The 11,809-nt window shown below is 64.1% G+C and carries 11 protein-coding genes; 5 read left to right on the top strand and 6 right to left on the bottom strand.

Going from position 1 to position 11,809, the window contains the following annotated elements; genetic code table 11:
• Positions 1–20 precede the first annotated feature (20 nt).
• On the bottom strand, positions 21–200 hold the full coding sequence (locus CVS30_RS02455) for a hypothetical protein (RefSeq protein WP_110483749.1): 180 nt from the start codon (positions 198–200) through the stop codon (positions 21–23).
• A 20-nt stretch (positions 201–220) separates the two neighbouring features.
• Positions 221–1,411 carry a CaiB/BaiF CoA transferase family protein gene (locus CVS30_RS02450; protein ID WP_220033850.1) on the bottom strand — a complete coding sequence of 397 codons (1,191 nt, stop codon included), beginning with the start codon at positions 1,409–1,411 and terminating at the stop codon, positions 221–223.
• Positions 1,412–1,554: 143 nt separating this feature from the next.
• Between CVS30_RS02450 and CVS30_RS02445 the strand changes: the two genes are divergently transcribed.
• Together CVS30_RS02445 and CVS30_RS02440 are read left to right on the top strand one after the other, a co-directional pair.
• Positions 1,555–2,394, top strand: a complete 840-nt coding sequence (locus tag CVS30_RS02445; RefSeq protein WP_110483748.1) for an IclR family transcriptional regulator — start codon at positions 1,555–1,557, stop codon at positions 2,392–2,394.
• A 158-nt stretch (positions 2,395–2,552) separates the two neighbouring features.
• A complete protein-coding gene (locus CVS30_RS02440; RefSeq protein ID WP_110483747.1) occupies positions 2,553–3,941 on the top strand; it encodes an FAD-binding oxidoreductase in 1,389 nt (462 codons plus the stop codon).
• 314 nt (positions 3,942–4,255) lie between these two features.
• On the opposite strand, the gene CVS30_RS02430 is transcribed toward CVS30_RS02440, so the two are convergent.
• Positions 4,256–5,362 carry a histidinol-phosphate transaminase gene (locus tag CVS30_RS02430; protein WP_110483745.1) on the bottom strand — a complete coding sequence of 369 codons (1,107 nt, stop codon included), beginning with the start codon at positions 5,360–5,362 and terminating at the stop codon, positions 4,256–4,258.
• Positions 5,363–5,430: 68 nt separating this feature from the next.
• Positions 5,431–6,885, bottom strand: a complete 1,455-nt coding sequence (locus CVS30_RS02425; RefSeq protein WP_245934391.1) for a purine-cytosine permease family protein — start codon at positions 6,883–6,885, stop codon at positions 5,431–5,433.
• Positions 6,886–7,211: 326 nt separating this feature from the next.
• Here CVS30_RS02425 and CVS30_RS02420 point away from each other — a divergent pair, with 326 nt between their 5' ends.
• Positions 7,212–8,399, top strand: coding sequence for an acyl-CoA dehydrogenase family protein (locus tag CVS30_RS02420; RefSeq protein WP_110483743.1), 1,188 nt, complete (start codon positions 7,212–7,214; stop codon positions 8,397–8,399).
• 71 nt (positions 8,400–8,470) lie between these two features.
• On the opposite strand, the gene CVS30_RS02415 is transcribed toward CVS30_RS02420, so the two are convergent.
• Together CVS30_RS02415 and CVS30_RS02410 are read right to left on the bottom strand one after the other, a co-directional pair.
• A complete protein-coding gene (locus tag CVS30_RS02415) occupies positions 8,471–8,722 on the bottom strand; it encodes a DUF6458 family protein (protein ID WP_110483742.1) in 252 nt (83 codons plus the stop codon).
• 36 nt (positions 8,723–8,758) lie between these two features.
• On the bottom strand, positions 8,759–9,250 hold the full coding sequence (locus CVS30_RS02410) for a hypothetical protein (protein ID WP_110483741.1): 492 nt from the start codon (positions 9,248–9,250) through the stop codon (positions 8,759–8,761).
• Between CVS30_RS02410 and CVS30_RS02405 the strand changes: the two genes are divergently transcribed.
• Both CVS30_RS02405 and hutU read left to right on the top strand, forming a co-directional pair.
• Positions 9,251–9,652, top strand: a complete 402-nt coding sequence (locus CVS30_RS02405; protein ID WP_110483740.1) for a hypothetical protein — start codon at positions 9,251–9,253, stop codon at positions 9,650–9,652.
• 342 nt (positions 9,653–9,994) lie between these two features.
• Positions 9,995–11,674, top strand: a complete 1,680-nt coding sequence (gene hutU, locus CVS30_RS02400; protein WP_110484086.1) for a urocanate hydratase — start codon at positions 9,995–9,997, stop codon at positions 11,672–11,674.
• The last annotated feature ends 135 nt before the right edge of the window (positions 11,675–11,809 follow it).

Below are 11,809 nucleotides of genomic sequence, written 5' to 3'. Positions count from 1 at the left end.
AACTCTGGGCAATCTTCATATCAAGCCATCGAAGCGGACACAGCAGGCAGCATCACCACGGCATCGGCCGCTTTCAGCGGCGGAGTATGCACGTTGTAGAAGAGCTGGAACGCGAAAAACAGCCACACCAACAGAGTCGCCAGCACGCCAAGGGCAACCCTGGACAGGGTGCGGCGGAGCGGTGCTTTGGTGGCGGGCATCGGCCCAGTCTAACCGGGGACTATGGACGTCCCGTCCGAACAGGACCTTCCAGCCAGGTGCCGATCTGGTCATTGTGCTGGCCCAGCGTGGGGGCGGGGGAGGGCGGCACCGAGCCGGTCAGTCGCAGGGGTGAGGCCAGGGTCTTGAAGCCGTCCGACTCCGTGGCCACGGTGCCGCGATATTCCGAATGCTCGCTGGTCAGTGCCTCGTTGACCGTCTGGACCTTGGATACTGGCACATGGTGGGCGGACAGCAGCTCGATCGCCTCGTCGTCGGTGAACGGGCTCAGGGCCTCCTCCAATGCGGCGCGGAATTCGACCGGGAATTCATTCCGGCGGGTCTGCTCGCGGAAGCGTTCATCCACCAACCATTCGGGCCGGTTCAACGCCTCCGTGAGGCGGGGGAACAGCCTGTCGCCGGCAATCGCGATGGCGATGGGGCCACGCCCGGTTTGGTAGGTGCTGAACGGGGTGGACATGGCGTGGTCGTTGCCGCAGGCCACCGGCTCCTCGCCGTGCAGGGCGCGCATGCCCACGGATTCCAGCACGGAAATCAGACTGTCCAGCATGGCGACGTCAATGTGTTGGCCCATGCCCGTGTTGTGGCGTTCGTTGATGGCGGCCAGCGCCGCGATGGCCCCGTAGAGCCCCGGAATGACATCGCCAATGCTAATGCCAATGCGTGTGGCCTGCCCATCCGGCCAACCGGTAATGGACATCAGCCCGCTCATGGCCTGGGCAATGAGGTCGTAGGCGGGCGCCTTTTGCAGCGGCCCGGCTTGGCCGAAGCCGGAAATGCTGACAATGACCAGCCTGGGGTTTTCCGCCATGAGGCTCTCCGCAGACAGGCCGAGCCGGTCCATGACGCCGGGGCGGAAGTTTTCAATCACGACGTCGGACCGCCGCACCAATGCGAGCAGGCGCTCACGCTCCGCTGCATCCTTCAGGTCCATCGTGACGCCGTACTTGCTGCGGTTGAACAGGCGGTAGTAGGCGGATTCACCGTTGTACCAGGGGCCGAAGTGGCGGGAATCGTCGCCGTCGGGGCTTTCCACCTTGATGACTTCAGCGCCGAGGTCCGCCAGGATCATGGCACAAAAGGGGCCCGCCAGCACCCGGGACAGGTCCAGCACGCGCAGGCCTTCAAGGGATCCGGGACGGTTCAGCGCAGCGGGCTCTTGGGCGGCCGTGGCCGGAGGGGGAGTGGTCATGGAAGATTCAGCCTTTGAATGTGGGGGAGGGTCCGGCAATGCGGCAACTGTTAGTACCATCACAGCACTGAAAGCGCTGAGAATCCCAGTTCGGCGCGGCATCCCGTCTGTGATCACAGACGAACAGCGGTTACGATAGCTCTATGGGTACACAGAATTTGCCGCAGGTTCCAGCCGCCAAGAACGTCCTTTCGGTGCTTCGCTATGTGGCGGCGCAGGCCGGCCCGGTGGGGGCGGCCGCCATTGCCCGCGAGGTGGAGCTGCCGCGCTCCACCACCTACCACCTGCTGGCCGCGCTGGTGGATGACGGCTTTGTGGTTCACCTGCCCGAGGAGCGCAAGTATGCGCTCGGCGTCACGGCGCACGAGCTTGGCACCGGCTATTCACGCCAGGCGCCGCTGCAGCGGCTAGCCAGATTTCCCATAGCGCAGCTGGTGGAGCGCACCAAGCGCACCGCCCACCTTGCCGTCATGCACGGCCGCGAGGTCATTTACGTCATTGAGGAACGGGCCAAGCGGCAGTCCGCGCTGGTGACGAATCCAGGTGTTCGGCTGCCCGCCCACCTGACGGCAAGCGGGCGCGCCATGCTTGCTTCGATGTCGGCCGAGCAGCTTGCTGCCCTGTATCCGGGGCCTGAAGCCTTCCCCACGCGGTATGAAACGGGCGTGCACTCGGTGCCGGCGCTCAATGAGCTGCTGGTGCGGATTCGGGAGCGGGGCTTCTCGTGGGAACAAGACGAGATCACCGACGGATTTTCCAGCATCGCCGTCCCCGTCCTTGACCACAGCGGGCTGGCCGTGGCCAGCGTGACGCTCACTGTGGCCAACCGCCCGGCGTTGAGCCCGGCGGCCGCGGCACGGAATGAGGCCGAGGGAATTCTCCAGGAACGCACCGTGGACGTGGAGGACCTGGCTGCGCAATGGCTGCCCGAGGTGACCCGCTGCGCCACGGAGATTTCGCGCCGGCTGCGCCCCAGTGGGTGACGGGCCGGCCGCCGTCGAACATGGGAAAATGTCTTGGATCCGAGAATTGGCCCGCAGGAATGTGATTGGCCGCACAAGCTCGGATTCAGTGGGTATCGTTGCGGTAGCCCCCCGGTGCAGCGCCGCGCCACAGCCACGCAACACGAAGGAAACAACCAATGACAATGCTTGCACCCGACAATAAGACGGCGGTCCTGGCCGAGCTGCGGGCCGGGCTGGGAAGCAAGGTCAACACTGACGACGGTGTCCGGTCAGCCCGCGGGCACGACAGATCGCACCTGCCGTGGGAGGCGCCCATGGCCGTGGTGCATTGCACCAGCACCGGGGACGTATCCGAGGCTCTGGCCATTTGTTCACGCCACGGCGTGGCAGCGGTGCCGATCGCGGCGGGAACCGGGCTGGAAGGTGGCGCCAACAGCACGGCCGACTCCATCTGCCTGGACCTGTCCGGCATGGACAAGATCCTGCGCATCGGTTCCGCCGACCTTGACGCCACAGTCCAGGCCGGCGTCATGAAGAGCGCCCTCAATGCGGCCCTGGCCGGCCACGGGCTTACGTTCCCCGTGGGCCCGGGCGTGGATGCAAGCGTTGGCGGCATGGCCTCCACGGGCGCCAGCGGAACCACCGCGGTCCGGTACGGCACCATGAAGGAAAACGTGCTGGGCCTGACAGTGGTCCTGGCGGACGGGACCATCATCAAGACCGGCGGGCGCTCGCGCAAGTCGGCAGCCGGATATGACCTCACGCACCTGTTCGTCGGCGCCGAGGGAACCCTTGGCGTGCTGACCGAAGTGACATTGCGCGTGTACGGCATCCCTGAAGCAGCCAGCGTGGCAATCTGCTCATTCCCCACCCTGGAAAGTTGCACCGCCGTGGTCCAGTCCACACTGGAGTCCGGAGTGCCCATCTCCAGGGTGGAACTGCTCGATGACGTCACTGTCGATGCCGTCAACCGTTACAGCGGGCTGGGACTTCCCGTCATGTCAACGCTGATCTTTGAATTTGAGGGCTCGGCCACGAACATCGCCGATCAGGGGGAGGCGGTCCGCAAGCTTGCCTTGGTGAACGGCGGGACCGGCTGGGATTACGCCAGTGATCCCGATCAAATCAGCCGCATCTGGCGTGCCCGCCACGACGCCCTGCCGTCCTACACGGCCCTGGTTCCCGGCTCCAGCACCTGGTCAACCGACGTTTGCGTGCCAATTTCCAGGCTGGCCGAATGCATCACGCTGACGAAGGCCGACACCGACCGTGAGGGTGTGCTGGCCCCGATCGTTGGCCACGTGGGCGACGGCAACTTCCACCTCGCCTTTGTCCTTCCTCCCGGGGACGACGGCGTTCTGGTGAAAGCGGGTGCCATCAACGACAGGCTCGTTGAGCGTGCCCTGTCCATGGGAGGCACCTGCACGGGTGAGCACGGCATCGGACTGGGCAAGACTGCCTCCCTGGTGAAGGAGCATGCATCCGCCATCCCGGTCATGCTGGCCATCAAGAGTGCGCTGGACCCGCAGGGGATTCTCAACCCCGGCAAGGTACTGGCGGGCTAACGGGTCAGGGCACCAAAAATGTCCCGGTTGGTTCGGGAGTTGCGCGACTTTGCCGGTGAGTTCGGTGAGGTGAGGCGCTCGCTGCCGTTTCAACTGCCGGAAAACTTCTTACTGATCATCCGGGCGATGTCGCTGACCTCGGGCGCTCTGTCCAGCCCCACCACTGTCGCGTCCTATCCCCTCCTGGACAACCATGTCCTGGAAGGCGACGTTGGCGTAAAAGCTCGACGACGACGAGGTCTCCTACCTGGCGCTGCACGCGAGCCGGCTGTATGTGGAGATGGCTGGGCTTTTTGCAACTGCGTGGGGCTGCGTTAAACCCTTCCGCCGGCCAGCCAGGCGTCAACGCCGCGCAGCACCGCGGCTTCGGCATCCCGGGAGCCAACAGTGACGCGCACGCCCTCGCCGGCAAAGCTGCGAACGCTGACGCTCTGGGCCAGACATGCGGCTTCCAGGGCCGCAGAGCCTTCACCCACGGGCAGCCACAGGAAATTGCCGCCGCTGTCCGGTAGTGCAAGACCGCGGGAGGCGAGGGCTGCATGAAGCGCTATCCGGCCTTCGCGCACGGTGGAAACATTTGCGGCCAGTGCACCGGTGTCCGCGAGAGCGGCAACGGCGGCAGCCTCGGCCACCGCATTCAAGCCAAAGGGCGGCGACACCGCGCGCACCGCGGCCGCAATGCTGGGGTGGGACACCAGGTATCCTGCCCGCAGTCCGGCCAAGCCGTACGCCTTGGAAAAGGTCCGCAAAAGGACCAGATTTGGATGCGCTGCGAGTAAGGCGAGGCTTTGCCGGGAGGAGGCCTCGGCGTCGTCCGCGAATTCGATGTAGGCCTGGTCCAACACCACCACCACGTGGGCGGGAATGCCGGCCAGGAAATCCTCCACCTCGGCCGCGCCCAGGACGGTGCCTGTGGGATTGTTGGGGCTGCACAGAATCACGGCGGCGGTGTCTGCGGTGACGGCGGCGGCCATGGCGGGCAGGTCGTGCCCGTGGCCGGCAGTCAGCGGCACCGGGATGTCCTGCGCACCGGACAGGCGCACCAGGATGGGGTAGGCCTCGTAGCTGCGCCAGGCAAACACCACCTCACGGCCTGGCCCCGCGAATGCCGTCAGTAACTGCTGAAGCACCGCGAGCGAACCCCCGCCCGCAACGATCTGCGCCGCAGCGACGCCGAGGTCGCTGCTGAGGGCGGAGATGAGGGGTTCGCCCTGCAACGTGGGGTAACGCTGGCAGCGCCGCGCCGCGGCATCAATGGCGGCGAGCACTGCCGGCGACGGCGGACGGAAGGACTCGTTCGACGACGCCCGCCACCTGGGTGGGACGGTGCCGCCCGCCGTGGAATAGACGGGCAGCGTGGCCACCAGGTCCCGAGGCGCTGGCAGGGTTGCGAGCGCCTCAGGGGTCTGGATCGTGGTCATGGGTGAGTCCTTTGTGTCGGGTCAGGCTGGGCAGGTCAGTCAGGGTTGCTCAGGTAAAGCTGACTCAGTCAGGCGACAGGTGCCGTTGCAGCCGCTGCGGGGTCCGGGGAGACCTCATCATCGGCCGGGTAGACCATCTCTGCCGGCGGGTGGTTGAAGCGCTTGGCCACGGGGTAGTAAACGGCTGCCGTGACCAGCAGACCAACGATCCAGGAGATGTCGGCCCCGCCTAGCAGGGGAGTGATGGGGCCGGTGTACATGTGCTGGGCCAGGAACGGGATCTGGACAAGCACGCCGACCAGGTACGTGAGCAGCGCCGGAACGTTCCAAGTGCCGTAGCGGCCCTTGGAGTCGTAGAGTGCCGGGATGTCAACCTTTTCCTTGGAGGAGAAGTAGAAGTCCACCAGGTTGATGGAGCTCCACGGGATGAAGACCATCAGCAACAGCAGCACAAAGTTCTTGAAGTTGGAGACGAAGTCCTCCGAGGCCACGAGGGCAATGATGACGGAGACGCCGATGAAGCCGATCACGTACGCAAAGCGGACCCAGGGGGCGAAGCGCAGCTGGCGGGTGAAGGCGCTGACGGAGGTCAGGATGGTCATGTAGCCGCCGTAGGCGTTGAGCGTGTTGACTGTCAGCTTGCCCACCACAATCACCATGTACATCAGCACGGCGATGACGCCGCCGCCGGCGAGATCGCCCACGAACGAGACCTGATTGTCGATGAAGCCCTTGCCCGCAGGCATCGCGATGGCTGCAAACAACGCACCGAGAGTCATGGACCATTGGGCACCCAGGACGGAACCGGACATGCAGGCGAAGAAAGTCTTGGTGGCGTGCGTGTTAGCCGGCAGATAGCGGGAGTAGTCGGCCACGTAGGGGCCGTAGGTCAGCTGCCAGCCAGCGCTGAGGGAAATGGCGAGCAGGAACGTGGGGATGGCGAAACCATCAACGCCCAGGACTGAGCCGACGTCGTGCTTGAGGAAAAGCTGGATGGCCAGGTAGGTGAAGCCGAGGATGCCCACGATCGTGGAAATCCGGCCCAGCATGTGGATGTACTTGTACCCCAGCGTGGCCACCAGTACGGTCAGGCCACCGAAGATGAAGACCCCGACTGCCGGGTTGCCTGTGGGGATGATCAGGTCCACAGCCTGCCCGGCGAGCACTGCTCCGGTTGCGGCGAAGCCCAGATACATGACGATAACCAGGATCAGCGGGATGACGGCGCCAAACACGCCGAACTGGGCGCGACTGGAGATCATCTGCGGCATGCCCAGCTTGGGGCCCTGGGCTGCGTGGAGGGCCATGACGGCGCCGCCCAGCAGGTTGCCGATGAACAAGCCCACGATGCCCCAGAAGGCGGGGGCGCCAAAGATGACGGCCAGGGCGCCGGTGACGATGGCCGTGATCTGCATGTTCGCCCCGAACCACAGCGTGAACTGGCCAAAAGGCTTGCCATGGCGCTCGCGGTTGGGGACGAAGTCGATGGACCGGCGCTCAATGGCCGGCCCGCTCTTTCGCACGGTTTGTATTCTTGACATCTCATTCCTCCAGTGGAATTTAGTGTTGTCGCGATGAAATTCTTGAATCAATCTGAGCATGTTTACTGGCGTGGAAGTGATACGGTTCACCAAACTAGTCTGTGATCCGAGACGAGCGACCCGTTTGCGTGATCTGGGGCACGTTCTGCTCCGGGTCCGGGCTATGTTCGAATGACGCCGCACTTTAGGGGCGGCGACCCGGAGCCGGTGCCACGCACTGCCTTCCGGCAGACCCCCGGCCAACTGCCACCCTGGCTTTCCCGTCTTGTCCCGCCTTTTTGTCCCGCCTTCCCCTGGAGGAGAATCCCTTGACTGACCACGCCGTTTCCGCCGCCCTGCCGTACCCTGACGGCGACTTCTTCGCCTTTGAGACCCTGCTGCCAGCCGCTGAGCTGGCCCGGCTCAATGAAATCCGCGACTGGATGGAGGCCAATGTGCGCCCCATCTCCCGCGACTTCTGGAACCGCAGCGAGTTCCCCGTGCACCTGATCCCGGAGGTCGCCAAGCTGGACATGATCAGTCCGGTCCGCCGCCAGGGCCATTCGCACCTGCTGGCCGGCATGGTCACCGCCGCCATCCACCGCGTGGACGCCTCCTTCGGCACCTTCTTCAGCGGGCACGACGGCCTGTTCACCGGCTCCATCGAACTGCTCGCCTCCGAGGAACAGAAGGCGGCGTGGCTGCCGGACATCTATGCGCTGCGCAAAACCGGTGTCTTTGCCATTACCGAGCCACTGGCCGGATCCGACGTGGCCGGCGGCACGCAGACAACTGCGGAGCGGCGCGGTGACAACTGGGTGCTGAACGGAGAGAAGCGCTGGATCGGCAACTCCACGTTCTCCGACTACGTCATCATCTGGGCCAAGGACGTGGCCGATGATCAGGTCAAGGGATTCCTGGTGGAGACCTCGCGGGCGGGCTTCACGGCGACCCTGATTGAAAATCGCATTGCTCTGCGCGCGGTCCAGAATGCCGACATTGTCCTGCAGGACGTCGTCGTGCCGCACTTCAATAAGCTGGCGGGCGCCAACAGTTTCCGCGACACCAACAAGGTGCTCAAGACCACGCGTGCAACGGTGGGCTGGCAGGCCGTTGGTATCCAGCTGGCCGCCTTCGATGTGGCCCGGAAGTACGCCGTGGAGCGCCACCAGTTCGGCAAGCCGATCGCCAGCTTCCAGCTCATCCAGGAACAGCTCGTCACCATGCTCTCGAATGCCCAGGCGTCGATGGGCATGATGGTCCGCCTGGCCCAGATGGAAGATGACGGCACCACCCGGAACGAGCATTCCGCCATGGCCAAGGCCTTCGTGACCAAGTGCATGCGCGAAACCGTGGCGCTGGGCCGAGGCATCCTCGGCGGGAACGGTGTCTCCGTGGACTACGAGATGGCCAAGATCTTCTGCGACGCCGAGGCCATCTACACCTACGAGGGCACCTACGAAATCAACACCCTAGTGGCCGGGCGCGCGATCACCGGGATTGCAGCGTTCGTCTAGCCCCTCTGCCTGAAGTTCGACGGCGGCCGCCCCACCAAGGTGGGACGGCCGCCGTCGGGCTTCCTCAAGGGCTAGACGCCGGTGTCATCCGTGCGGTCCGTGTGGCGGACAGTGCCGTTTCCTTCAGTCGGGCGGATGACGGTCCTGGACGATGACTGGCGCCTGCGGAAGGTGAAAATGAGGCCAAGGATGAAGACCACGATTCCGGCCCCCATCAGAATGTTGCCGACCAGCGCGATGTCGATCCAGGCCACTTGGATCTCGAGGGCAAACCTCAGAATTGCGCCAATAACAAAAAGAACTACTCCGGCACCGATGCTCATGTTGATGTCCTTTCAAAATTCTCGTGATGGTTGGGTTTAGGGACCGTCATGGAGGGGCCGGCTGTCCGCTGCTGTGTGCCGGCCGGTGCCGGCATCATTTCCTTCCTCCGGGGCTCCTTCCCCTGAGGGCCGGTCCGTGCGATCCTCGGCGGGGGAGGGCTGCGCACGATTCGATGCATCGGCTCCGGGGTCGACGTCGGCGGCCTCGGCAAGTTTTTCCCTGGCTGCGGCTGTAGCGACGGCGGCATCCGAGCGTTGCTGCTCGGCTTCCATGCTTAAGCGTTCAGCGGCGACTGCGGCCTGTTCCGCATCGGATGCCTTGCGCATTGCAGCGGCGTTTTTCTCGCGGGAGTCGAGCTCGGCAACCCTGGCGTCTTCGCGCAACTTGGCCGCCCGCTCCCGATCTTCCTTTGCTTGGAGTTCTTTCGCCTCGCGGCGTCGCCGGGAGGCGAGGGAAATCAGCACTGCGATGATCACGATGATGACTATTGCGGCAATTGCGATCCATATCCACATCGTTGAATCCATGTGAATCAGTCTCCGTCCTTGTGCAGTTCCGACAGGCTTTGGAACTTCGTCTTCGTCAAGCGGTGCAAAATCACGTTACTTTTCCATCATGCCCCGGATGGGGGCCTTTGCACAGTACTGGCCCGGCGCCAGACGGCCCGCCACCTGCCTTGCGCGGGGCGGATTTGGGCGAACGGCCCTGCTGGATGCCGCCAGGACCTGCTGCAGGAACTCATCGCAGACATCTTCCCCCGCTGGACTGAGCGCGTCACCGGTGCCATGGCCGACGCCCCCACCAAGGCCGACCGGATCCTTGCCTACGCACTGGCCCACGTGGACCTCGTCGCCGAGGGCGCCCGTGCCGTGGGCTTCGCCCTTGCCACTCTGGCCCCCGGCCTTGCCTTGGACAGCAGGTGGACATGATCAACTCCGTGGTCCACGCAGGCACGCGCATGCTCGAATCCGGGCAGTCCATCCAGCAGGTCCACGCCCACCTGCATTCGTTGCTGGATCCCTTCGTTGCCGCGCACCGCTGACGGACGGACTGAAGTGCGCAGGACGTGATGCGGCGCTGCAGCGCAAGGCGGCGTCACGGCGTCGGACATTTCCAAGGCAGGACGCCCTGACACCCAACTGTCTTGTATCGCAGACGGTGTGCTCGGCCGGCCCCTAGGTTTGGGCGGCGGGCTGGGGTTTGATTGAGACATGGAACACGCCCGGAGCAAACCGGTCACCGTCTTTGAATCAACAGCTAAGGAAACCCTCATGGCAACGATGCATGACCCCTCACGCACCATTCGCGCGGCACGTGGCACCGACCTTTCCGCGAAATCCTGGCAGACCGAGGCGCCGCTGCGCATGCTCATGAACAACCTGGACCCGGAAGTTGCCGAGCGCCCCGAGGATCTGGTGGTCTACGGGGGCACCGGCCGTGCCGCCCGTTCCTGGGAAGCCTACGACGCGATCGTCGCCACGCTCAAGACGCTCGAGGACGACGAGACTCTCTTGGTGCAGTCGGGCAAGCCGGTGGGCGTGTTCCGCACCAATGTGTGGGCGCCGCGGGTATTGCTGGCCAACTCAAACCTGGTGGGGGACTGGGCCACCTGGCCCGAATTCCGCAAGCTCGAGGCCGAGGGCCTGATGATGTATGGCCAGATGACGGCCGGTTCTTGGATCTACATTGGCACGCAGGGCATCCTGCAGGGCACCTTCGAAACCTTTGCAGCTATTGCAGAGAAGCGTTTTGGTGGCACCTTGGCTGGAACACTGACCCTCACCGGGGGTTGTGGCGGTATGGGCGGAGCGCAGCCGCTGGCCGTCACCTTGAACGGTGGCGCTTGCCTGATTGTTGATGTCTCCGAAGAACGTCTCCTGCGGCGTGTGGGCAAGCGCTACCTCGATGAGTTGGCTCCATCTTTGGATGCGGCCCTTGAGCGCGTGCTGGCGGCGAAGTCCGCCAAAACGCCGCTATCCGTGGGGGTTGTGGGCAATGCGGCTGAGCTGTTCCCCGAGATTTTGCGTCGTCACCAGGCCGGCGAGTTCACGGTGGACATTGTCACGGATCAGACCAGCGCGCACGATCCGCTGTCCTACCTACCCACCGAATACTCTGTGGAGGAGTGGGCTGCCGAATCCGAAGCCGACCCGGAGGGTTTCACCAAGAAGGCGCAGAACGCGATGGCTCGCCATGTACAGGCCATGGTGGAATTCCAGGATGCTGGGGCCGAGGTCTTCGACTACGGGAACTCGATCCGCGATGAGGCTCGCAAGGGAGGGTACGGCCGCGCCTTTGAATTCCCTGGATTTGTTCCGGCCTACATCCGCCCACTGTTCTGCGAGGGTCTGGGCCCGTTCCGTTGGGTAGCCCTCTCGGGAGATCCTGAAGATATTCGTGTCACCGACGAGGCTTTGAAGGAACTCTTCCCCGACAACGCTCATCTGCACCGTTGGCTAGATGCCGCCGCCGAGCACGTTGAATTCGAAGGTTTGCCGGCCCGCATCTGCTGGCTGGGATATGGGGAACGAGCCAAGGCCGGGGTGCTGTTCAACGAGTTGGTCGCCTCGGGCAAGGTTTCGGCTCCGATCGTGATTGGCCGCGACCACCTTGACTCCGGTTCTGTGGCGTCACCATACCGCGAGACAGAATCTATGAAGGACGGCTCCGACGCCATTGCCGACTGGCCGCTGCTCAATGCCATGCTCAACACGGCGTCGGGTGCCACTTGGGTCTCCATCCACCACGGTGGCGGTGTGGGTATTGGCCGTTCCATCCATGCCGGTCAGGTCTCTGTTGCCGACGGCTCTGCCCTAGCCGCCGAGAAGTTGTCGCGTTTGCTCACGAACGACCCTGGTATGGGTGTTATTCGCCATGTCGATGCCGGGTACGAGCGGGCTATTGATGTTGCCGCAGAACGGGGCGTCCGCATACCGATGCAGGAGCAATAGAACACTAGCTGCTCTTTGCTGTCGAGGTTGAAATGCAGAAGAGGCGGTCACCCTTTGGGGGTGGCCGCCTCTTCTGTGTGGTGGTTTAGAGTGCGAGTTCTGCTTGGACGACGGTGACGAGGTCGTTGCAGATGC

The sequence above is a fragment of the Arthrobacter psychrolactophilus genome, assembly GCF_003219795.1.
Taxonomy (GTDB): Bacteria; Actinomycetota; Actinomycetes; order Actinomycetales; family Micrococcaceae; genus Specibacter; species Specibacter psychrolactophilus.
This window is presented reverse-complemented; position numbering and strand designations above follow the sequence as displayed.